Genomic DNA, 24,160 nt, shown 5'->3' with positions numbered 1-24,160 from the left:
ATACCCTTCAGAGAATTTATATTTAAAAAATATCTTTGTTTTTATTTGTTTTTTTACTATATGGTCAGGATCTAGACTATTAGATATCTTACTATTATTCACATTAGATTAAAAAAATCCCTCGACTTTAGTGGAGTATCGTAAATAAAAATGACATTTATTCAGCGAATCTTATACAATTCCTAAAAATTTCCATCAATTTGTATAAGGCTCTCTCCCAATGCAAAACACAAAAAAGTTAACATTGGCAGTTTTGATTCAGGCTGCATTGATCTCAACCGCTTTTGCTAGCGAGCAAAGTGAGTCTAAAGGTTTTGTAGAAGATGCAGAAGGATCTGTACTTTTCCGTACTGGTTATTTATCTCGTGATAAGAAAAATGGCGTAGCAGATACAAGTTCAGCTGCACAGACTGCAATCGTGAAACTGGATTCAGGTTTTACTCAAGGTGTGGTCGGCTTTGGTGCCGGGATCATCGGTGATGCATCATTCAAGCTTGGGGAAAATGCGCATGCTGGTAACGGCATGATTCCTCTCCATAATAATGGAGCAAAAGATGAGAATGGTCATGTTGATTCCTATGACCATTGGGCACGTGGCGGCGCTTATGTGAAAGCTCGTGTATCTAATACCACTGCTGTATATGGTACCCAAGTTTTAGATCTTCCTGTATTGGCATCAAATACTGCACGTCTCGTTCCTGAATACTTTGAAGGCGTATTAGTGACGAGTAATGAAATTGACAACCTGTCATTAACAGCTGGTAAATTTACTAAAAACCAATATTCAGACCAAATCAACTCTGATGGTAACGAGCTGGATCGTGCTGTTGTTTGGGGTGCGAAATATAAATTTAGTGATGCTTTAAACGCTTCTTACTATGGTACAGATATTAAAGACCGTTTAGACCGTCATTATGTAAATGCGAACTATAGCTATGCAGTAGCCAATGGCGGCACTTTAACTCACGATTTTAGTGGCTATCATACCGAGTGGGATAAAAAAGCTGACGGTGGTGCATATACTTATTCTCATACCACAAATGACTTAAGTAACTTAAGCAACAATATTTGGGCTATTTCTACCACTTACAATACTGGTCCGCACAATGTCATGGTGGCTTACCAACAAAATACTGGTAACACAGGCTATGACTATGGTTTGGGTCGCGGTGTAGGTGATGGTCATCAAACGATTTATCTACCAAACTCATACCTGTCTGACTTCATTGGTAATAATGAAAAATCAGCACAACTTCAATACACATTTGACTTCGGTGCTGTAAATGTTCCTGGTCTATCTTGGACTTCAGCATTTGTATATGGTTGGGATATTGATGTAGCAGGTAGTCCAGATCGTTCTCAGTTAGTGACTAATGATGCACAAGAACGTGAATTCTTTAACCAGGTGAAATACACTGTTCAATCTGGTTTTGCTAAAGACGCGAGCTTGCGTTTACGTCACTCTTACTACCGTGCAAGCAATGATTACCAATCTAACTACATTGGTGACACCAACGAATGGCGTATCTGGTTAGACATTCCTGTGAAATTATTCTAATTCACCCGAATTTCAAGCTATAATAAAAAACCTGCACATTGTGCAGGTTTTTTTGTTTAAGCTTTAAAAAGTTAAAGACTCAAACTGAAAAGCAAATGAATTATTTATTTGCTTCTGCATAAGCTGCAATTGAGCTAAGTACTTCCTGTTTTGCAACATCAGCACCTTCCCAACCACTTAACTTAACCCATTTACCTGGTTCCAAGTCTTTGTAGTGCTGGAAGAAGTGTTCGATTTGGCTAATCAGTAATGGAGGAAGATCAGTATATTCTTGAACATCTTTGTAGATCGGAGTCAGTTTGTCGTGTGGAACTGCAACCAGTTTCGCATCAACACCACCGTCATCTTCCATGTTCAGTTTACCAACAGGACGGCAACGAATTACAGAACCTGGCTCTACTGGATGTGGAGTTACCACCAATACGTCTAGAGGGTCGCCATCTAGAGAAAGTGTATTTGGTACATAACCATAGTTTGCTGGGTAGAACATTGCTGTACCCATGAAACGGTCTACAAACAATGCATCAGAATCTTTATCGATTTCATATTTGATTGGTGCTGCATTTGCAGGAATTTCGATAATGACATAGATGTCGTTTGGCGCATCTTTACCCGCTGGGATATTGCTGTAGCTCATAGCATCACTCTTTAACAAGTTATATCTTTTAAAAACCGCGACAATTATAACGGTTTTTACAGATTTTTTTTGATTTTAAAATACCGAACTGTAAATATCTCAAACTGCTTTATTTTCGGCTTAAGAGATTTTGATAATTAACAGCAGTAAGGTTATTGGACATAATAAGGATAACAGCCAGACAATTGAACGTAAGGTCGACCAGTTCGCCAGATAACAGATCCCATAGATGACCCGAAAAACTAGATAGGCAATCCCAAAGGTCATGACCAGACTTTGTGTAACGACCATATATTCTGCCATCAGAATCGAGGCGATAAAGAGCGGTAAGCTTTCAAAGCTGTTCTGCTGAGCAGCATTGGCGCGACTGGCCAGGCCTGTGGACTTTTCTAAAAATGCCCGTGGATTCTGATTGTCTTTTGCACGAAACCCTGCCGATTTTTTCGCAATCAAGGTAAAAACATAAGGTAAAAGACAAGCTGCCAAAATGAGATAGATAACCCCACTAATGCTATGCATCTGATTTTTCTCTTGAGAATTTTTATGTCTATCATAGCATGGCGTTTCGTGAATAAATTTTGTTAAATAGAGTGTTTTTATAAATGATTAAGGATTCACTATGGTCAGCCCTGATCAAAATGAAATGTTCGATGTCCTCGAGAAACAGCGCCAGCATCAACGTCAAGTGGATCGCGTATTAAAAATCGTATTACCGATTGTTGCATTTCTGATGGCCGTCATTTGTGCCAATATGAATATCTGGTCTCCCCTCTTTACCTTTGCCATCTTATGGATTGCTTTTTATGCGGTAGGCATCAAGCGTATGCCGATCTGGCACTGGGTAGTCGCGATCATCATTTATTGCCTGATAGATAATATTCTCAGTTATGGCAGTTTTAATTTGAGAGGATTTAACCGCCAGTTTGGCACCATGTTTATTTTCTTGGGTGTGATCGGGGTAGGTCGTCCTTACTTCGACCGCTGGCTAATGAAAAAAGAGAATTAAAAAAAGCGCCCTTAGGCGCTTTTTTTAATTGCAGGATTTATGCAGACTTACGTAGGTCTTTACGCAGGATTTTGCCTACGTTAGATTTCGGTAACTCGTCCATAAATTCCACATAACGTGGGCGTTTATAACCGGTCAGGTTTTCTTTCGCAAATGCCAGAACTTCTTCAGTCGTCAATGAAGGATCTTTCTTCACAACAAACAATTTTGGCACTTCACCTGATTTTTCATCTGGTACACCAATTGCAGCCACTTCCAGTACCTTTGGATGTTTCGCAACGACTTCTTCAATTTCAGAAGGATAAACGTTGAAGCCAGAGACCAGAATCATGTCTTTCTTACGGTCAACGATTTTGATGTAACCACGTGAATCCATAACACCAATATCACCGGTACGGAAGAAGCCATTTACCATCACTTTATCGGTTTCATCCGGACGGTTCCAATAGCCTTTCATCACTTGAGGACCACGGATTGAGATTTCACCCTGCTCACCGAGTGCAACTTCATTACCGTCATCATCAAGAATACCAACTTCAGTTGAAGGCAACGGAATACCAATCGTACCGCTGAATTCTTCAGATGCTGGTGGGTTTGCAGTTGCCACTGGAGAAGTTTCAGACAGGCCATAACCTTCAATGATGTTAGTGCCAGTAATTTTCTTCCAAGCTTCTGCAGTAGAAGGCAGAACAGCCATACCACCGCCCATCGCCATTTTTAAACGGCTATGATCCAGTTGCTTGAACTCTTCGTTGTTTACAAGCGCATTAAACAGCGTGTTCACAGCAGGGAAGAATGTTGGCTGGTATTTACGTAATTCTTTCATCACCGCAGGCAGATCACGCGGGTTAGGAATCAGAACGTTCGCCTGACCTTTATACATGCCGTAAAGTGCACAGACCATGAAAGCAAAGATGTGATAAAGCGGTAAAGCACAGAAAATACGGTCATCTGGCTGGCCATCTTGCGCACCGAATTTGCTCTGGAAGATACCGTCACACTGCAACAGGTTAGCAACCAGGTTACGATGGGTCAGTTCAGCACCTTTAGAAACACCTGTAGTACCACCTGTGTACTGAAGTACAGCAGTATCACTTAAAGTCAATTCAGGGCGTTTATAGTTGCTTGGGTTAACTTTATTCAGGGCTGCATTGAACTTGATGTGACCTGGAATATCCCATGCCGGAATCTGCTTACGTACTGAACGTAATACAAAGTTCACCAAAGTACCTTTTAAAGCACCCAGCATGTCACCCACAGAAGCAACCACGACGTGCTTCACAGGTGTTTTGCCAATAATTGACTGATAAACGCTTGCAAAATTCTCAATAATGACCAGAACTTCAGCGCCAGAATCTTTTAACTGATGCTCAAGCTCACGTGATGTATACAGTGGATTTACATTCACCAGTACTAAACCAGCGCGGAACACCCCCAATGCTACGACCGGATATTGAAGAACGTTTGGCATCATTACGGCAACACGTGTGCCTTTTGCCAGACCCAAACTTTGTAAATATGCTGCGAATTTACGACTAGCTTCTTCCAACTCATTGAACGTTAAAGTCTTATCCATAAAGATAAAGGCATCACGTGAGCCAAATTTTTGGAAATTGCGTTCAAAAATATCAACCAGAGATGTATTTTCTGCTGGTAATTCTACAGTTTCTGGAATCCCTGTTTTTTGGTATTCAGCGAACCAAATTTTTTCCATAATGCCAATCTCTCCAATCATAATCCTTAGTAGTTCAACTGTTTTTTTCAATGCTGCACGTCATTTTTTAGACTTGTATATGTGCAACATTGCATCCATTTGTCGAATCGTTACTCATATATAACGTATTTCGATTCATGGATGCTAGTATTATCTTTGAATCAACAGTTTATTTGCTTTTTGATATCCACGTGGTAACAGGGTTCCTTTAGAGCCTCGTTTCCCAATATATTTTTGCAAGTCATGCCCTTTAAGTTTTAATTGTTGCTGTCCTGCAAGCACTTGAATTGTTTCATCAAGTTTCAATATTGTCATGGATAAAATTTGATCTTTATCTTCAAGTTGTATCAATTTATTACCTTTACCTTTATTGAGTACAGGTAATTCCGACAGATCAACAACCAGTAGACGGCCAGCTGAACTGAGTAGTGCAACATGAGTTGCGTCTTCCAGCGGCTGCAGGTTCATGACCTGTGCACCTTCAGATAGGTTCAGGAAAGCCTTGCCAGCTTTGGCATTGGTATCCAGCTGCTTGGCCTGGGTTTTAAATCCATAACCTTTACTGCTGATTGCCAGGATTTCCGCATCATCTTCAGCGACCAACACCTGCTTGAAGCCTACCCCACTTGCCGGAGACAGTTTTGAACTCAATGGTTCACCAAGTCCTCGTGCCGATGGCAGGCTATTGATTGGCAAACCATAGCTACGACCACTATCGTCTAATACATAGACGCGTTGATTAGACTTACCTTGGGCATGACTGAGATACTGATCGCCCACACGGAAATTCAGATTTTCAGCATCCACCTCATGCCCTTTGGCACAGCGAATCCAGCCCGCTTCAGACAATACGACCGTTACAGGATCCGCTGGCAGCATTTCAGTTTCATCAATTGCAGCGGCTTCGGCACGTTGTACGATTGGAGAACGGCGATTATCCCCAAATTTCTTGGCATCTTCTTTTAATTCATTGATGATCAAGGTTTTTAAAGACTCAGGATTCGCCAACTGTTCACGAATCACCGCAGCTTTGGCTTCCAGCTCTTCCTGTTCGCGGCGCAGTTCCATTTCTTCGAGTTTGGCCAGATGACGCAGCTTGAGTTCTAAAATGGCTTCGGCCTGAATCTCATCAATACCGAACCGTTCCATCAACACCGGTTTAGGCTGATCTTCCTCACGAATAATCCGAATGACTTCATCAATATTTAAGTAGGCAATGATCAAACCGCCGAGAATATGCAAGCGTTTTTCGATCTTGTTCAGATGATATTGCAGACGGCGAGTAACAGTAGTCTTACGGATTTCGATCCATTCCAGCAGAATACGACGAATCGATTTCACTTGTGGACGGCCATCCGCGCCAATCATGTTCATATTGACGCGATAGCTGGATTCGAGATCAGTGGTCGCAAACAGGTGGCTCATTACTGCTTCCGCATCAATACGGTTCGAACGCAGTACCACCACTAAACGTGTTGGATTCTCATGATCCGATTCATCACGAACATCAGTGACCAATGGCAGTTTTTTCGCCTGCATTTGATCTGCAATCTGGCTGATGATTTTTGAACCGGATACCTGATACGGCAATTCGGTAATCACGATTTCATTTTTATCAATGGTATATACCGCACGCATGCGATAGCTGCCACGACCTGTCGTCTGAATTTTAAGCAGCTCTGATGGTGGTGTGATGATTTCTGCTTTGGTCGGTAAATCCGGTCCCGGAATGTATTCTGCCATTTTGGCATCGGTCAGGTTCGGATTACGGATCAGGGCGATAGTACCTTTCACCACTTCGCGCAAGTTGTGCGGTGGAATATCGGTCGCCATCCCCACAGCAATCCCGGTGGTACCATTTAGCAGGATATTGGGAACACGTGCCGGCAAGTTGATGGGTTCTTTCATCGAACCATCAAAGTTATCCTGCCAGTCACAGGTACCCTGTCCTAGTTCGGATAAAAGCAGTTCGCTATATTGCGACAGTTTGGCTTCGGTATAACGCATCGCCGCGAAAGATTTAGGATCATCCGGTGAACCCCAGTTGCCCTGTCCTTCAATAAACGGATAGCGATAACTGAATGGCTGCGCCATTAAGACCATGGCTTCATAACAGGCCGAGTCACCATGTGGATGGTATTTACCCAGTACATCCCCGACAGTACGTGCCGATTTTTTCGGTTTACTGGTCCATTTCAGACCCAGTTCACTCATGGCATAAACAATACGGCGCTGTACCGGTTTCAAACCGTCACTGATATGTGGCAATGCACGATCCATAATCACGTACATGGCATAATTTAAATAAGCTTGTTCGGTAAATTCGGCTACGGAACGGTTTTCTGTCGCATGATGCGCAAGGCTTGTCATAACAACCTATAATCCTAAAATTCGTTTTTGTATCAATGTTTCTTATGCTAAGTCGCGGCTGTGTACTGCACAAGGGCAGTAAACTACACAGCGCGACAAATCGTGTCTTATGGGCTAAAAATATCCACTTTATAGCAGCTGAGCAACTAAAAAATCACCAACCTTATAAACCCATGGATTCTAGCGTCTTGCCCTTAGTCTCTTCACCCAGGACTAAAATGACCACAGCCACTGCAATCAGCACCGCAGTAAACATGGTAAAGACGTAACTGAAACCGTTTGGCATCCCCATCAAATGGGTTACGGCAAAAGGTGCAGCAATCCCGCCAATACGGCCAATTGCACCGGCCCAGCCTGAACCAAAAGCACGGATATTGGTTGGATACTGTTCTGGTGTATAGGTATAAAGAACGCCCCATGCCCCCAGATTAAAGAAGGACATCAGACAACCCCAGATCACGATCTCGGTAACACTGCCGGACTGACCAAAGAAATAGGCTGAGATCGCGCACATGCCGATAAAGCCAGCTAAAGTTGCCTTACGACCGAGTTTTTCGACCAGCCATGCTGCCGCAATATAACCCGGCAATTGTGCCAGAATCATAACTAGGACGTATTCAAAAGACTGCACGATGGTATAGCCTTCCTTGACCAGAAGGCTTGGTAACCAGGTAAAAATACCATAGTAGGAGAAAACGATCCCAAACCAGATTAGCCACAGCATCAAGGTGCGGCGGGCAAAAATACCACTCCAGAGCTGGGTAAACGAGATATTCTGCTTGGCAGCCACAGGTTTAACTTCAAAGATTTCCATAACTTCGACGCCGCATTTGCGCTCAATCTTTTTAACCAGAGCTTGCGCTTCATCTACCCGGCCACGATTGATCAGATACGGCACCGACTCAGGCACCAGTTTCCAGATTACGATGGCATACAGTGCCGGTATCCCGCCAATCATGAATGCAGCTTGCCAGCCAAAATCAGGAATCACAAAACGTGACACCAGTGCTGCCACCAGCCAGCCCAAGCCCCAGAAACTTTCCAGCAGCACAATGAAACGACCACGTACCCGTGCCGGGATATATTCACTGACCAGCGTCACCGCAACCGGCAACTGCCCCCCTAATCCCAGACCGACAATAAAACGGAATACCAGTAACCAGGTCAGATTAGGCGCAAAGGCACAGGCAGCAGTCGCCAGACTATACACCACCAGCGTACTGGCAAATACCGTTTTACGTCCCCAGCGATCCGCCAGTCCACCTGAGAAAATCGCCCCAATGGCCATACCGATAAAACCAATCGAGACCACCCAGCTTTTCTGGTCAGCGGTCATCTGCCAGTCTTCAGCCATTTTCGCCAGAATAAAGGAAATCAATCCCGTATCCATGGCATCAAACATCCAGCCAAGACCAATCACCCATAAAAGAGTGTAGTGGAACTTACCGATCGGCAAGCGCTGTATCCGAGAAACTAAATCCATAACAAAAATCTCTGATCAGGTGAAACGGGAGATGCTGCTGTCCCAACAGGAGGTTTGATTTTTTATTTTTTTATACTACGAATGCGTACACCTGCGGGAAGTTTTCCCTCCCACAGTTACCATAATTCATATCAAGATTCGTCTTTGGATGAAGCAGACTGTTCGTCATCATCCTTATAGATAAACTTCGGCATTTCCAGACCGAAATAGATTGCAATCAAACGCAAACTAAAGCCAAAAATCAGGGTGGAAATAATGGTCAATTCGAGTGACAGACCGAAATTGCTGCAGAGCCAATAGAAAATGACTGCAACAAAGGAAATACTGGCATACAGTTCACGACGGAAGACCAAGGGCACATCATTACATAAAATGTCACGTAAAATACCGCCCGACACTCCGGTCAGAACCCCAGCGACCGCACTGACTACAAAGCCATGCCCCATTTCCAGTGCAATCTGACAGCCAATGATGGTAAAGCCGATGAGGCCTAAAGCATCCAGTACCAGGAAGATATTGCGTAAATGACGCATCCATTTGGCAATCAGGATGGTGATAAAGGCGGCACAACAGGTCAGCACCAGATATTCCGGGTGTTTGACCCAGGTCAAGGGATAATGGCCAAGCAGTACATCACGTACCGATCCACCACCGAGCGCCGTGACACAGGCAATAATCGTGACCCCGAACCAGTCCATACTACGCCGACCGGCAGACAAGGCTCCGGTCATGGCTTCAGCGGTAATTGCAATAATATAGATGACGGTCAGTAACATCGCCCTGCTTCCACCTGAGGCTTTGAGATGGCGGCTATTCTAAGCTAAATCTATGTGAAAATTATAAAAAATGCGCACAACATTGCTTAAATTTTTTCCCGGAGCCACAGATGCACGGCTGTTTCATTGTAAGCTGTTGATCTGTCGTCGGATCCAGAAAGTACCAGCGATTTTCGAACTTCACAAAATGTGAAATTTCATGATGAATCTGAGCCTGCTTGCCATCGTGATAATGTGCTTTGAACTCGACCAGCGCATGAGTCTTGTCCAGTTTTTCATTGGCCTGCACGATTTCCAGCTTTAGCCATCGATTACTACGGCTCCATTCAGCAATGGCTGGCATGTCCAAAGCCTGCTGCTGTCTGCGGGCGGTAGTCTGCTGGATATAATCAATTTCATGCTTGGCAAAGGCACTATACCGCGAGCGCATTAATTGCTCGGCGCTTTGAGCCAATTGCTGGCCCTGATGTAGTGGCTGGCAACAGCTTGCATATTCACCTCGTCCACATGGACATGCTTCTGACATATTGATTCCATAAAAATAGCCCGACAATGCAGGCTATTTTAGCAAAATTTTAGCTTCGCCCTTCGGGCGTTGAACTAATCTTTCCGGTTCGCTGGGGCAATAATATGCACCTTATCAATCTTGTGGCCGTCCATAGTAACCACCTCAAAGATATAATCATCTGCTTCGAGCTTTTCGCCATTTTCCGGCAAGCGTCCCAGATGGAACAGGATATAACCCGACAAAGTTGAATATTCTTCCGTTTCATTGACCAGATCACGATCCAGAAGCAGTGACACATGGCGAATATCGGTTGAACCATCCAGAATCAGGCTGCCATCTTCTAGGCTCTCTACGGCTGCTTCTAGCTGATCTTCATCCGGGAATTCACCGGCAATCGCTTCCAGTACATCAATCGGTGTCGCTACACCTTCGATCGAACCATATTCATTCAACACCAGCGCCATTTGTAGCGGTGCCTGACGTAGCTGATCCATCACCATCAAGACCTGAGCATTTTCATGCACAATCACTGGTTCACGCAGATGTTTTTCGAAGTCTAAAATGCCTGTTTCGATGTATTCGTTCAGAACTTTATGGGTCAGCACGACTCCAGCAATATTGTCCAGTTCGCCACGCGCCACAATCAGGCGTGAATGGCTCATATGCAATAACTGCTCTTTGATACTGGCATGATCATCTTCCAGATCAATCCATTCCAATTCAGGACGTGGTGTCATCACCGACTTCACTGGACGTTCTGACAAGCCAAGTACGCCCTGCACCATAACGCTATGGTAGACCCCACTTTCATCATCATCAAAGACTTCATCAGCAAAGGCACGAGTCGCCAGTACATCTTCCGGTTCAGAAGAATCATTGTCCTGAGCCGGTTTCCCGCCCAGCATACGCATTACGGCAGACGCAGTACGGTAACGCATATCAGTAGTGGTCACCATTTTTTCCTGATTACGTTTCATGGTCTGGTTAATGAACTCGACAATTACCGAGAAACCAATCGCGGCATATAGATAGCCTTTTGGAATATGGAAACCGAAGCCTTCAACCACCAGCGAGAAACCAATCATCATCAGGAAGCCCAGACAGAGAATCACTACTGTCGGGTGCTTGTTGACGAAATCCATCAGCGCTTTAGAGGCCCACAACATGATACCGACTGCGATAATCACCGCGATCATCATCACAGACAGGTCTTTAACCATGCCAACTGCAGTAATCACGCTGTCGAGCGAGAACACAGCGTCCAGTACCACGATCTGCACAATCACCATCCAGAACACCGCCTGAACCGGATTTTCTTCCTTGGTTACAGGTTTGGCTTCCAGACGCTCATGCAGCTCCATGGTGCCCTTAAACAGCAGGAACACACCACCGAATAATAAAATCAGGTCGCGTCCTGAAAATGGATGCTCAAAGATATGGAATAGCGGTTCGGTAAGCGTTACGACCCAGGCAATCGATGCCAGTAACACCAGTCGCATTAACAGGGCTAAGCCCAGACCGGTAATACGCGCCGCATTACGCTGTTCGGGTGGAAGTTTTTCAGCCAGAATTGCAATAAAGACCAGGTTATCGATCCCGAGTACAATTTCAAGAACAATCAGTGTGAGTAAGCCAATCCAGGCAGAGGGATCTGACATCCATTCAAAAATCATCGCATCTGCTCCTCTAACCGAGGAGAAAGGCAAGTATTTGCATGATGAGATACAGGTTGATACCCGACTTGAATTAAAGACTTGATAATGTGACGTTTTATTAAATTAAAGCGCCAACTTCGACTACCCATATGAGTTCTATTGTAGTAAGACAGACTTTCAGTATATCAAGAACACCATGAAATTCACCTGTTTTCATCCGGGATTATGGATGAATTTGAATGAAAGATTTTGTCCTAAAATGAGGTCAGCTCATGGAATTGTCATATTTGTTAACTAAGTTATAGTAAGTAGATAAAAAAATGATAAGGTGAAAAAAATAAATGCAAAGTGTAATGAAAATGACCGATTATTTTAATGATAACTCCCCAAAAACAACACGCCCGCTAGTGGCTTTATATTGTGGCTCTCGTGCCGGCAACAAACCGATTTATCTGGAAAAAGCGATTCAACTTTCTCAAGGTCTGGCCGAACATGGTTTTGGTCTGGTTTATGGCGGCGCCAGTATTGGCCTGATGGGTCAGGTAGCAGACACCATGATTCAGCATGGTGGTGAAGCGGTAGGCGTGATTCCAGAATTTATGCTGGATTATGAGATTGCTCATCCTCAACTCACAGAACTGCATATCGTCACCAGCATGCATCAGCGTAAAGCCATGATGGCAGACCGGGCCTGTGCCTTTGTCGCCTTGCCGGGTGGTTTGGGCACTTTTGAAGAAATTCTGGAAATTGCGACCTGGGGTCAGCTAAATCAGCATCAAAAACCGATGATGCTGTATAACGTCAATGGTTTTTATAATCCACTGATTACCCAGCTTGATCTTGCCGTGCAGGAAGGATTCTTGCCGCCCCAGCATCGGGCTAAACTGATTGTCTGTGAGCATGCAGATCAGATTTATACCACCTTGCTGAATCTGGATGCTCCGCAACGTTTTGTGGTTTAATTTTTTTCATCTGCTTTAGATACCAATGATTTAAAGCCATGAAAAAAGCGAGCTTGATGCTCGCTTTTTTCATTTATACATGCAAAGACATTAACCTGAAATCGTGTGATAGAACCAAGGCAAAGTCGTCGCCAGAAACACACTAATGGCTAGGCCAAACATCAGTTTCATCGCGTCTTTGCTGACATTACGTGAAGTACGGTGCTTGTTGACTTCAGTCACCAGCATTGAAATGGCAAATTCACGACCAGCCAATAACCCCAAGAATACCCAAGTGGTACTCATCGGGATGTTACTCCACTCTTTGAACACCAGCAGAATCAGCGCATAAATGAAGTCGATAATCGTAGCAGAACGGACATCGGTCACTCCGGTCTTGGTATCGACAATATTCTGGATAGCTCCACCACGCTGGTAAAGAATCATGCCTAGCAGGATGACAAATACAGAAATGGCAAAGATCAGGAACTCAAACGGCACCTGACGCGGCACATAAACAAAGATATTGGCCAAATCCTGGATCAGCCACTGGCTCCACAGAAATGCCGTAGATAACCATTGCAAGGCCATCCACATCGGAGAATGTTGCTGATCGCGGGTTTCACTAAAATAGACCGCGAGTTTTTTCATGACCAGACGATAGATAATAATCGCCACAAAGAAAGCGACGGCGTAACCCATCATTGACTTGGTCAGCATGGAACCCAGACTGCTCGGAGAGAAGATAGTGAGCACCAAGAAAGTAGTACTCACCGGAATACCATATTTGGTCAAAATGATCAGTAAAAGAGGCGGTACTACATATAGCCAGGTGACCCCATCTTCAGGGAAAGGAATGGTTTCCAGACGTCCATAAGAAGCATCCCCTACTCCAGAGGCAAACCAGCCATAAATTAACACCACAACCAGAATAGTACTGATGTAAATCCAGAGTACCCACCATGGGCGATGTGAGTTCGATGAAATAAATGTTCCTAATGTTTGCGGAACATCATTCCCCACGATGGAATAGGCGGCCAAACAGAAGCCAACTACCATCAGAATCTCGATGGTCATAAGTACAAAACCTTTTACTAGACAGTTCCCAGTACAGCAGCTCTGGAAGTTTGCCCCAGATTATGACGGTTTTATTTCATTTTCATGACATTTCTGTCATATTTTTTGTAGCCTGCTCCTTACAAAGAAGCTTGAAGTTTTCCAAAAATGACCTATTTATGAATCCGTATAAGTTTGAGATGTTCGCAGTATAGAAATATATCTTTTACCCTTTCTCTTCAATAACTGAAATCAGGCTGTGAATTCATTAGCATTTTGTCTACACGACTCCTATTCACAATCGTTTTTATTTCAGTCACACTGCTGCATAGATTTCTTTAAACTATTAAAAATAGATGATTTTTTAAATCCATGAATGTCACGCCTACGCATCAATCCCTACAACCTGAATTCAGACTGCTGGTCTTGCTGGTGTCGATTGGCTTTTTCATGCAGGGCCTCGATACCACGATTATCAATACGGCCTTACCTGCGATTGCCAGTAATCTGCAAGAAGATCCGTTACGGATGCATAGTGTGGTGGTGGCCTATGTGCTTTCTGTGGCAGCCTGCATTCCCTTGAGTGGCTGGCTGGCAGATCGCTTTGGGGTTCGAAATATCTATTTTGCAGCAATCATTATTTTTGCTCTGGCCTCACTGGGCTGTGCCTGGTCTGGGAATCTGAATGAACTGCTGGTTTATCGGGTATTTCAAGGTATTGGTGGTGCTTTGCTGCTTCCAGTCGGACGACTGGCCATGCTGAAAATCATTCCTCGTACCCAGTTTTTGTCCGCCATGAGCCTGATGAGTCTGGCTGGATTGATGGGTCCTCTGATCGGTCCGACCTTAGGTGGCTGGATGGTGGAGTATCTATCCTGGCACTGGATTTTCCTGATCAATCTGCCAATTGGTCTGCTGGGTGCATTGATTACCTTTAAAGCTATGCCGAATATCACTGAACCGACGGTACAACGTTTTGATTTTGGCGGTTTTATTCTGCTGGTCATCGCGATGATTGGTTTGTGTCTGGGAATTGAAAACTTTGCCAATCCACAATATCCCCTCTGGTGGAGCTTAAGTCTGGTCGGAAGTGGTCTGATTGCCTCACTCATCTATGCCTATCATTCGCATACTCATCTAAATGCACTTTTTCGCAGTAAATTATTTAAAAATAAGATTTATTCGATTGGCATTCTAGGTAATTTCTTTGCCCGGCTCGGCGGTAACTCGATTCCGTTTTTATTGCCTTTAATGTTGCAGGTCGCTTTTGGTTTTGAACCTTTTATTACCGGTTTACTGATGATTCCAACCGTACTCGGTTCTTTAGCATCTAAACCGATTATCCGCAAAATCATTCAGCGTTTTGGTTATCGCAGAGTCTTATTGATCAATACCTTGCTGGTCGGTCTGTGTATCGCCAGTTTTGCCTTGACTACGGCGGAGACTCCAATCTGGTTACGTGCGATGCATTTCTTTGTGTTCGGGATTCTGAATTCGCTGCAATTTGTCTCAATGAATACGCTGACTTTAAAAGATTTAAGCCAGCAGGATGCCAGCAGCGGCAACAGTTTCCTGTCGATGATCATGATGCTGTCGATGAGTATCGGGGTGGCACTGGCAGGTACGCTAGTCAATATGTTTAGTGCCTACTTCGGCCCTGAGCAGCTGGATAATGCCTTCCACGTTTCGCTGCTCTGTCTGGGCTGTATTAACATTATTGCTGCCTATATTTTCTGGCATATCCCCAAAAACACGCCAGTCTAGGGCAGAATATATACTCGATATGAATATCCGTAAATCAGGCCACCACTCACAATGAAAGCAGCTCCCACCTCTAGCAACTGGAAAAAATACTCAGTGATTGCAGTCGGGCTGCTGATTACGCTTGTGGTGACGACTGTACTTTATCTACTGGTTTTCAAACAGCCATCAGCGCATGCAGCAGATTATCCGATTCATGGTTTCGATGTTTCTCATCATCAGAAAGAGATAGACTGGAAGAAAATCCCGAAACAGAAATATAAATTTGTCTATTTAAAATCTACAGAAGGCGGTGATTTTAAAGATACCAAGTTTCAGGAATACTGGCTGCAGGCCCGCGAACAGGGCTTTCTGGTCGGTGCTTATCATTTTTATCGGCTTTGCCGCGATGGCAGTATTCAGGCTCAGAATTTTATAGAGTCTGTCCCGCGTAAAACGGATGCCCTGCCTCCTGTCATGGATCTGGAATATGACAGCAAATGCATCAATCACTATTCCAAAGAGCAGCTGCTCAAGGAAATTCGGGTCATGCATGATGCCTTAAAACACCATTATGGCAAGCAGCCGATTTTCTATGTGTCGAAATCTTTTTATAACATTGTGCTGGCGGGAGAGTTTGCTGACGTACCGCTCTGGGTACGTGAGTACCAGGGTTTGCCAGATTTAAAGGGCCAGCCTAAATGGACCTTCTGGCAGCATAGTAGTCAGGGTGAAATTCCCGGCATTGCCCGTACTGTGGATCTGAATGTGTTTTATGGCTCGGAGCAGGACTGGAACAAATTTTTACAGCAGAACAGTATTCCCACCCAAGATCAGTCCAAGCCTCCGGCCAAGAAATAAACCCTATTTCTCCCTGATTCAACCATGAAATGGATATTGAATCCTTTAGGCAGGATATGCTTCATATTGAATAATGCTTTAGCTTGTTTACTTATCAATCTGGTCTCTTCCCAATCCAACTAAAGCCACTTAAGATACTGGATATGCGCAAAATTATTCATATCGATATGGATGCTTTCTACGCCTCAGTCGAGCTGCGTGAACGTCCGGAGCTGAACGCTCTGCCTGTGGTGATTGCCTCACATCATCCCCGGGCAGTAGTGGCGGCTGCCTCCTATCCGGCCCGCGAGTTCGGACTGCGTTCTGCCATGCCGATGACTCAAGCACGTAAGCTCTGTCCTCAGGTCATCGTGATTGAACCGGATTTTGCCAAATACCGTCAGGTCTCTGCGCAGATTCACCAAATTTTTCAAATTTATACTAAGGTCATCGAACCGTTGTCTCTGGATGAAGCTTATCTGGATGTCACCGAAAATTTACAGCTGATTCCAAGTGCCACTGAAGTGGCAATGCGCATTCGTGAAGATATTTTTCAAGTTACCGGACTAACCGCTTCTGCCGGCGTGGCGCCGAATAAATTTCTCGCAAAGATTGCCTCCGACTGGCATAAGCCGAATGGAATCTGTGTTATCAAACCTTCACAAGTACAGAGTTTTATTCAAGATCTTCCACTCAAGAAAATTCCCGGTGTAGGCAAAGTCACTCAAGAAAAACTAAAAAGTTTGAATCTGGAAACCTTGGGAGATTTACAGCAGATTGAAGAAGCAATCCTGATTCAACATTTTGGCAAATATGGACGGCGTCTTTTTCTTTATGCTCAAGGTATTGATGATCGGCCAGTTGAAGCTGAACGGGAACGCCAGCAGATTTCCAAGGAAACGACTTTCGATGATAATTTATATTTACCGCAATGCCAACCTTACTGGCAGCCATTAATTGCCCAGCTCTGGCAGAGTCTGGAAAAAAAGCAGCTCTCTGCCCGCGGGGTTACTGTGAAACTGAGAATGAAAAATTTTCAGACCATGCAGCATAGTAAAAGCTTCAGCCAGTTGCTGCGTAGCCCGCAAGAACTGGAGCAGGCTTTACACTTACTGCTTCAAGAGATGCATATTACTCCTCAACTGCAATTTCGGCTGATTGGGCTTGGCGTTTATCAGCTCGCTGCACGTGAAACAGAAACACAATTGCTGCTGCTTTAGGCCTATTTTGTACAAGTATTAGACGTTAGTTTAAAAATACGGCAACTTTGTTTTTACATTTTGAATTTTTGGAGTACTCTATCTGCGCAATGCATTATCCATGTATGTGCTGAGATGCTGGAAATCACCTTTACTTTCAGCATACTGTCCTGTGATTGGCGTGACGATCAAATCCGAATATTACAGGGCAACTCTGATGTATCTCATGGAATCCCTCCCTGCATGTCCTCTGTAAATTCTTCTGTTATTCAAGAACGGCGCGCGCGTAAAGCGGCGTTATCCAGTTTTGTTGGTGCCGTTGTCGACTGGTATGATTTTCTCCTTTACGGCATTGTTGCGGCCTTAATTTTTAAAGACCAGTTTTTCCCCAGCATTGGTGCCAATATGGGCACCTTAGCGGCGCTAGCGACCTTTGGTGTTGGCTTTCTGTTTCGCCCTCTAGGTGGTGTGGTATTTGGTCATTTCGGCGACAAGCTCGGCCGCAAGAAAATGCTGGTTCTGACTGTGGTCCTGATGGGGATTTCCACCGTCGGGATTGGTTTTTTACCTAATTTCGAAGCTATTGGCTGGTGGGCACCGGTTTTACTGGTGACACTGCGTGCCATTCAAGGCTTTGCAGTCGGCGGTGAATGGGGTGGTGCTGCCCTGATGGCGGTGGAAAATGCCCCTAAAGGGAAAAAAGCCTTTTATAGCAGTGGCGTTCAGGTCGGCTATGGCGTAGGTCTGGTACTGGCAACGGGCGCAGTATCCCTTATTATTGCTACACTGGGTGAAGAGGCTTTTGCTGAATGGGCTTGGCGGATTCCATTTATTGCCAGTATCGTACTGATCGGAATTGCGATGTGGATTCGCCGTGATCAGGATGAATCCCAAGAATTCGTAGAGAAAGTGATTAAGGCAGATCATCATCCAGAAAAACTGCCGATTTTGCAGGCCATCAGCAAACATCCGAAAGCCTTTTTCTATATTATTGCCTTACGTTTGACCGAACTGCTGACCATGTATCTGGTCACCAACTTTGCCCTGAACTATTCCACCAACAACCTGGGCATGGACAAACAGTTCTTCCTGAATATCACCCTGATGGTTGGTGCGATTAGCTGTTTCAGTATTCCTTTCTTTGCTTGGCTATCCGATAAAATTCAGCATAAAACTATGTGTGTCTGGGGTGGCTTGATCGGTGCAGTGTCTGCTTTCCCTTTCTTTATGGCACTGGATGCACAAAATACCTGGATGATTATTGTCGGTGCCATTCTACTGGCCAATGTTGCACATGACATGGTGGTCAGCGTGCATCAACCGATTTTTACCTCGCTATTTGGTACAGAATATCGCTATAGCGGTGCCGGAGTCGGTTATCAGGTTGCCAGTATTATTGGTGGTGGTTTTACTCCGATGATTGCAGCCTCCTTAGTGATTTGGGGTGATGGTTCATGGCATTATGTAGCTATCTATCTTGCGATAGGCTGCCTATTGACTGCATTAGTCGCAGCCTTGATGCCAAAAACCAAGGATTAAGCTGATGTCTGTTCAACGTTTGCATGTTTCACAACGCTTTTCTGAGATCGCCATTGCCGGCAATCTGGTTCATCTTGCCGGCCAGCTGGCGACAGATCTGGATCTGGATATCAAAGGTCAAACCCAGCAGACACTGGATATTATCGATCAGTTCCTGGCGGATGCCGGTACCGATAAAAGCCAGATCATGTCTGTGACGATTTATCTCAAAGATATTGAAAAAGATTATGCAGCGTTTAATGAAGTCTGGGATGCCTGGGTATCGGATATTCAAGCCCTGCCCCGCACCTGTGTCGAAGCTAAACTGTATGATCCACGCGTGTTAGTGGAACTGACTGTCGTAGCCGTCAAACCTGAATAGACTTCTATTCAGGCCTAATTGCTACTCATCTAAAATAGAAAAAAGTATGCACTTGGCATACTTTTTTCATTTAGGTTCTATCAGCTTAATGCTTTGACTTTACGTCGTTCCAGATCTGAATAGAGATGATATTTTTTGAGATCATTCACAGCAGTAAATTTCTGGTCTTTACTGGAATGCTCCTGCTCACGCAGGAAATCTCCTCGTAACTGATAATATTCCGGTACATCTTCATAGCGAATGACCCGATAACCGGCCATAGTCAACAAGGCATCCTGAAATTGTGCCTGCTGTGGACGTTTTAAAATCACCGGATCATCGACAGCTACAATGGCAACAATCTGGTATTGCTGATCCAGAATCACAAAATCTGCAATCAGATCACGATACTTGTGCCGGGTACGACCAAATTTGGTGGTAAGTAGTGCATCATAAGAAACATGTGCCAGTACAATGTAATCTGGCAACACTTCTTTAAGGCGTGTAAACGTCAGTTGTTCATTTGGATTAAAAATAGCGCGCTGTTTTAAGGCACTGTCTTGTGGTTTTGGGCTATTCCTTAGCTGCTTCCATGCCATGAGCACGACACAGAACACCAAGAAACTCCCTATAATCATATAGGTGGTCATGACTCAATCCTTGCATTCTTATAATCATTCTTGTTTTATTGTTATCCAGTATAAACCCATACTATTTTTAAAATTGCCCTGCTACCATTCTGTGTAGAGACCAATACAATTCGTAGCAAAACTTGATTGCCGGTTACTTAAAAACCGCTTTTTGCTATTTCAATAGAAATTAGGGTTAAATCCTTATACGCGACTGTAAAATAGTCTCCTGATAGATCGCAATATAAATCGGTTGAACTGTAAGACAATTCCGACAAAGTGTTATTTTTATATCATTTTTCAAAAATTTAAATCGACTAAAAATAAAATATTTTACATTTTAATTGAGAACCCGAAAGCTGCATCAATAAAGTCTGAACATAAAAAAGACACCGAAGTGTCTTTTTTATCAGCTTAATCAAGCACGTGATTTTGGCTTTGATTTTCCTTTCGGTTTAGGGCCGCCGAATGGTTTTTTCGCATCACCGGTTTCACGCGGTGGCAGACCGGTATGCTGGGTCAGAATCTGGCCTTTTTTCGGGCGATTATTCTGAGTTTGTCCTCCATTGCCTGGGTTGCCGGTACGTTTCTGTGAATCGCCTGCAACCGTCGAGTTCTTCTTACGTGCAGACTGGTATTGCCCATCTGTACCTGCAGGTTGATAGGTTGGAATCAGATGCTGCTTCGAGTTACCAATCAAGTCCTGACGCCCCATTTCCTTCAAGGCTTCACGCAATAAAGGCCAGTTGTTTGGATCATGGTAACGCAAGAAAGCTTTATGCAGGCGACGACGCTTTTCACCTTTCACGATGTCCACATCTTCAGTATAACGCGCGACTTTCGCCAGCGGGTTTTTACCGGTGTAGTACATGGTGGTTGCAGTCGCCATCGGTGACGGATAGAAGGTTTGTACCTGATCGGCACGGAAACCATTCTTTTTCAACCAGATTGCCAGATTCATCATGTCGTAATCAGTGGTACCCGGATGCGCCGCGATGAAGTAAGGAATCAGATACTGTTCCTTGCCCGCTTCTTTACTGAAACGGTCAAACATCTGCTTGAAGCGGTCATACGTTCCGATCCCCGGTTTCATCATCTTCGATAATGGACCTTTCTCTGTATGCTCTGGCGCAATCTTCAGATAACCGCCGACGTGATGGGTGACCAGCTCTCTAACATATTCCGGGTTCAGTACAGCTAGGTCATAACGCAGACCTGAGCCGATCAGAATCTTTTTAATACCCGGTAAAGCACGTGCTTTACGATACAACTGAGTTAATGGTGCATGGTCAGTATGCAGGTTTTGACACACGCCCGGGAATACACAAGACGGCTTACGACAGTTCTTCTCAATCTCAGGATCTTTACAGGCTAAACGGTACATGTTGGCTGTTGGGCCACCCAAATCTGAAATAATGCCGGTGAAACCTGGAGCCGTATCACGAATTTTTTCAACTTCACGCAGGATTGATTCTTCAGAACGGTTCTGAATGATACGGCCTTCATGCTCGGTGATCGAACAGAAAGTACAACCACCAAAACAGCCACGCATGATGTTCACCGAGAACTTGATCATGTCAAAGGCCGGGAAACGTGCATTACCATAAGATGGATGTGGCAGACGTGCATAAGGCAGGTCAAACACATAGTCCATCTCTTCAGTTGTCAGTGGAATCGGTGGCGGGTTGATCCAGACATCACGTTCACCATGTTTTTGTACCAAAGCACGCGCGTTCCCTGGGTTAGTTTCCAGATGCAGAATACGGTTGGCATGCGCATACAGCACAGGATCATTTGCCACTTCTTCAAAAGAAGGCAAACGAATCACTGCTAATTCACGTGGTGGTAATTTATGTTTAATCGCTTTAGATGCCGGTTGTAGCTGCACGATTTGCGTATCTGGGTCCAGGTTATCCCCTTCACGCACGATTGGATTCGCTACGATTTCTTTCTGGAAATTCTGGTATTGGCTTAAGCTATTGCCTTTATCTTTTTCGATTTCACAGCCGTCAATATCTTCGCTCATCACATATGGATTGATGATCGGATCAACACGGCCAATAGTATCGACATCATTGGATGCAATTTCGACAAACTGGGCTTTCGCAGCTCGGTTATGTTTATTAATAATGAATGCAGTACCACGGACATCGGTAATCTGATGAATCTTTTCACCTTTAGCCAGGCGATGCATGATTTCAATGATCGAGCGTTCGCCATTACCGTACATCAACAGATCTGCTTTAGAATCCATCAGAATCGAACGACGAACTTTATCTGACCAATAGTCATAATGCGCGATACGACGCAATGAACCTTCAATCCCACCAAGCAATACCGGCACATCCGGGAAAGCTTCACGACAACGTTGGCAATAGACGGTTGCGGCACGGTCTGGACGTTTATTCGGCTGGTTATCTGGTGAGTAAGCATCATCTGAACGAATCTTACGATCTGCCGTATAACGGTTAATCATCGAGTCCATATTACCGGCAGAAACACCCCAGGAAATATTCGGCTTACCGAGTACACGGAAGGCTTCTACATTGGTCCAGTCTGGCTGGGCAATAATCCCGACGCGGAAACCTTGTGCTTCGAGCACACGTCCAATGATCCCGGTCACAAATGACGGATGGTCAATATAGGCATCACCGCAGACAAAAATAAAGTCACAGCTGTCCCAACCGAGTTGGTCCATTTCCTCGCGTGACATCGGCAAAAAAGGCGCGGGTTCAAAACATGACGCCCAATATTTGTCGTAATCAAACAACGCTTTAGGCGCAGTCTGAGCGGTATAAGCAGTAGACATGGCTAGCAATTCTCGGCTGGCAGATGGAAGATCAGAAAATAGATCAAAGATGAAAGCCGAGTATTTTAGCATGAATTCAGCTTAGGTTGCTTGATTATAATTTATACGAAAACAGCTTTAAGACCTTTATTAGGAATATATACTTATCCTGATTTTGAAGAATCATTTATAGGTTTTAAACGCTGTGCCATCAGCAAGCCTAATCCTAAAATAATAGCGATAAATACACTTAGTCCTAACCATCCGGCATTTTCCCAGACTAGTCCACTTGAACTTCCAAGTAAGCTTGAACCGAGGTAGTAACAGAACAAATAAAGGGACGAACCTACCGCACGATACTGTAAGGATTGCACCGATACCCAGCTACTGGCAGTTGAATGAGCCGCAAAAAAAGAAAAGGTAAAAATCAGCAAACCAATAAAAACCAAAGCCAAGTTATCAATCAACATTAAGGCTAAGCCGAACAGCATGGTACAAAGCATGGCGGCAAGCACCTTATAACGTCCAAACTTTCTGCTCCAAGCTGCGGCTCGTGGAGAGCTATAAATTCCGGCCAGATAAGTAATCGAAATCAACCCTATCCAGACATGAGACAGTTCAAATGGCACTTGAATCAAACGATAACTCAGATAGTTAAATACCGAGACAAAGCCCCCCATCAAGATAAAGCCCTGTAGAAACAGAATTCTTAATTTGGGATCACTCAGATTCTGCTGAAATGCTCTGATAAAACGGCTGAATTGTATTGGATAAGCTTTGAAATGTCTGGACTTCGGTAGTAGAAAGTAGAAAGTTGCCGCGATACATAGATTCAGCAATCCAATAATCAAAGTCGCGGATTGCCAGGAAATAAAATCCACCAATGTTCCAGCAATCAACCGACCACTCATACCACCAATCGCAGTCCCGGAAATATACAGTCCCATGGCAAAGCCCACATCCTGCTCCGCCACTTCCTCTCCGATATAGGTCATTGCCACTGCCGCTACGCCACTGACTGTGAGACCTATTAGCACTCGTGTTGCCAGAAATATCGACCAGATCGGCAGTAAAGCACTGAGTAACAGTAAGACTGAAACAGAGAATAAAGACCAAACCATAATTGGTTTACGGCCAAAACGGTCTGAAATAAGTCCTGTAAAAATCAGGCCAATAGCTAAGGCAATGGTAGAGAAGGAAAGTGGAAAACTACTTTGTGTTGGAGAGATATGAAAATAATCCGCCAGAATCGGCATCATGGGCTGGACACAATACAGCGATGAGAAAATCGCAAAACCCGCCAGAAATAAGGAGAATAAAATAGCTTTAAAAGCAGATGAACCATATTCGATATGGCTTGAAGATGAATTTGAGGACATAT

At 44.3% G+C, this 24,160-nt stretch carries 20 protein-coding genes; 8 read left to right on the top strand and 12 right to left on the bottom strand.

Going from position 1 to position 24,160, the window contains the following annotated elements:
• Nucleotides 1-220 precede the first annotated feature (220 nt).
• Nucleotides 221-1,558: an OprD family outer membrane porin gene (locus tag B3J29_RS06675; protein ID WP_034169790.1), complete on the top strand. Its 1,338-nt coding sequence runs from the start codon at nucleotides 221-223 to the stop codon at nucleotides 1,556-1,558.
• Between the two features lie 100 nt (nucleotides 1,559-1,658).
• Here the strand turns inward: B3J29_RS06675 and ppa are convergent, their stop codons facing one another.
• Both ppa and B3J29_RS06665 read right to left on the bottom strand, forming a co-directional pair.
• Nucleotides 1,659-2,195 carry an inorganic diphosphatase gene (gene ppa / locus B3J29_RS06670; RefSeq protein ID WP_005233448.1) on the bottom strand — a complete coding sequence of 179 codons (537 nt, stop codon included), beginning with the start codon at nucleotides 2,193-2,195 and terminating at the stop codon, nucleotides 1,659-1,661.
• Between the two features lie 120 nt (nucleotides 2,196-2,315).
• On the bottom strand, nucleotides 2,316-2,714 hold the full coding sequence (locus B3J29_RS06665; protein WP_034169791.1) for an MAPEG family protein: 399 nt from the start codon (nucleotides 2,712-2,714) through the stop codon (nucleotides 2,316-2,318).
• A 100-nt stretch (nucleotides 2,715-2,814) separates the two neighbouring features.
• Between B3J29_RS06665 and B3J29_RS06660 the strand changes: the two genes are divergently transcribed.
• Entirely contained in the window at nucleotides 2,815-3,201 is a 387-nt protein-coding gene (locus tag B3J29_RS06660; protein ID WP_004787363.1) for a hypothetical protein, read from the top strand.
• A 37-nt stretch (nucleotides 3,202-3,238) separates the two neighbouring features.
• On the opposite strand, the gene B3J29_RS06655 is transcribed toward B3J29_RS06660, so the two are convergent.
• From B3J29_RS06655 to B3J29_RS06630, 6 genes are all read right to left on the bottom strand, one after another.
• On the bottom strand, nucleotides 3,239-4,915 hold the full coding sequence (locus B3J29_RS06655) for an AMP-binding protein (RefSeq protein ID WP_125279423.1): 1,677 nt from the start codon (nucleotides 4,913-4,915) through the stop codon (nucleotides 3,239-3,241).
• A gap of 150 nt (nucleotides 4,916-5,065) precedes the next feature.
• On the bottom strand, nucleotides 5,066-7,285 hold the full coding sequence (gene parC, locus B3J29_RS06650; RefSeq protein ID WP_175966333.1) for a DNA topoisomerase IV subunit A: 2,220 nt from the start codon (nucleotides 7,283-7,285) through the stop codon (nucleotides 5,066-5,068).
• Between the two features lie 163 nt (nucleotides 7,286-7,448).
• Nucleotides 7,449-8,768 carry an MFS transporter gene (locus tag B3J29_RS06645; RefSeq protein ID WP_005233444.1) on the bottom strand — a complete coding sequence of 440 codons (1,320 nt, stop codon included), beginning with the start codon at nucleotides 8,766-8,768 and terminating at the stop codon, nucleotides 7,449-7,451.
• Nucleotides 8,769-8,899: 131 nt separating this feature from the next.
• Complete coding sequence (locus B3J29_RS06640) at nucleotides 8,900-9,544, bottom strand: trimeric intracellular cation channel family protein (protein WP_104426945.1); 645 nt, start codon at nucleotides 9,542-9,544, stop codon at nucleotides 8,900-8,902.
• 61 nt (nucleotides 9,545-9,605) lie between these two features.
• Nucleotides 9,606-10,070: a YchJ family protein gene (locus tag B3J29_RS06635; protein ID WP_125279421.1), complete on the bottom strand. Its 465-nt coding sequence runs from the start codon at nucleotides 10,068-10,070 to the stop codon at nucleotides 9,606-9,608.
• A gap of 74 nt (nucleotides 10,071-10,144) precedes the next feature.
• Nucleotides 10,145-11,725: a TerC family protein gene (locus B3J29_RS06630; RefSeq protein WP_104426943.1), complete on the bottom strand. Its 1,581-nt coding sequence runs from the start codon at nucleotides 11,723-11,725 to the stop codon at nucleotides 10,145-10,147.
• Nucleotides 11,726-12,048: 323 nt separating this feature from the next.
• On the opposite strand from B3J29_RS06630, the gene B3J29_RS06625 reads away from it, so the two are divergent.
• Nucleotides 12,049-12,669 (top strand): TIGR00730 family Rossman fold protein, encoded by a 621-nt coding sequence (locus B3J29_RS06625; protein ID WP_125279420.1) that lies wholly within the window; start codon nucleotides 12,049-12,051, stop codon nucleotides 12,667-12,669.
• 90 nt (nucleotides 12,670-12,759) lie between these two features.
• On the opposite strand, the gene B3J29_RS06620 is transcribed toward B3J29_RS06625, so the two are convergent.
• A complete protein-coding gene (locus tag B3J29_RS06620) occupies nucleotides 12,760-13,725 on the bottom strand; it encodes a hypothetical protein (protein WP_125279419.1) in 966 nt (321 codons plus the stop codon).
• Nucleotides 13,726-14,076: 351 nt separating this feature from the next.
• On the opposite strand from B3J29_RS06620, the gene mdtD reads away from it, so the two are divergent.
• From mdtD to B3J29_RS06595, 5 genes are all read left to right on the top strand, one after another.
• Nucleotides 14,077-15,468 (top strand): multidrug transporter subunit MdtD, encoded by a 1,392-nt coding sequence (mdtD, locus tag B3J29_RS06615; protein ID WP_175966334.1) that lies wholly within the window; start codon nucleotides 14,077-14,079, stop codon nucleotides 15,466-15,468.
• Between the two features lie 51 nt (nucleotides 15,469-15,519).
• Complete coding sequence (locus tag B3J29_RS06610) at nucleotides 15,520-16,305, top strand: GH25 family lysozyme (protein ID WP_175966336.1); 786 nt, start codon at nucleotides 15,520-15,522, stop codon at nucleotides 16,303-16,305.
• Nucleotides 16,306-16,448: 143 nt separating this feature from the next.
• Entirely contained in the window at nucleotides 16,449-17,504 is a 1,056-nt protein-coding gene (dinB, locus tag B3J29_RS06605) for a DNA polymerase IV (protein ID WP_175966338.1), read from the top strand.
• A gap of 222 nt (nucleotides 17,505-17,726) precedes the next feature.
• Nucleotides 17,727-19,022: a shikimate transporter gene (shiA, locus tag B3J29_RS06600; RefSeq protein WP_175966339.1), complete on the top strand. Its 1,296-nt coding sequence runs from the start codon at nucleotides 17,727-17,729 to the stop codon at nucleotides 19,020-19,022.
• A 4-nt stretch (nucleotides 19,023-19,026) separates the two neighbouring features.
• Nucleotides 19,027-19,383, top strand: coding sequence for a RidA family protein (locus B3J29_RS06595; RefSeq protein ID WP_005233436.1), 357 nt, complete (start codon nucleotides 19,027-19,029; stop codon nucleotides 19,381-19,383).
• A gap of 80 nt (nucleotides 19,384-19,463) precedes the next feature.
• Here the strand turns inward: B3J29_RS06595 and B3J29_RS06590 are convergent, their stop codons facing one another.
• The 3 genes from B3J29_RS06590 to B3J29_RS06580 all read right to left on the bottom strand — a co-directional run bounded on the left by B3J29_RS06590 (nucleotide 19,464) and on the right by B3J29_RS06580 (nucleotide 24,158).
• The gene (locus B3J29_RS06590; RefSeq protein ID WP_175966341.1) at nucleotides 19,464-20,012 is read right to left on the bottom strand and encodes a DUF2726 domain-containing protein; all 549 of its coding nucleotides are present in this window, start codon (nucleotides 20,010-20,012) and stop codon (nucleotides 19,464-19,466) included.
• 397 nt (nucleotides 20,013-20,409) lie between these two features.
• Nucleotides 20,410-22,800, bottom strand: a complete 2,391-nt coding sequence (locus B3J29_RS06585) for a YgiQ family radical SAM protein (RefSeq protein WP_175968145.1) — start codon at nucleotides 22,798-22,800, stop codon at nucleotides 20,410-20,412.
• Nucleotides 22,801-22,943: 143 nt separating this feature from the next.
• The gene (locus B3J29_RS06580; protein ID WP_175966343.1) at nucleotides 22,944-24,158 is read right to left on the bottom strand and encodes an MFS transporter; all 1,215 of its coding nucleotides are present in this window, start codon (nucleotides 24,156-24,158) and stop codon (nucleotides 22,944-22,946) included.
• Nucleotides 24,159-24,160: the final 2 nt, after the last annotated feature.

The organism is Acinetobacter sp. UBA5984 (assembly GCF_002429925.1).
In the GTDB taxonomy this organism is placed as follows: domain Bacteria; phylum Pseudomonadota; class Gammaproteobacteria; order Pseudomonadales; family Moraxellaceae; genus Acinetobacter; species Acinetobacter variabilis.
The sequence above is the reverse complement of the archived record's forward strand: the minus strand, read 5'-3'. Positions and strand labels throughout refer to the sequence as shown.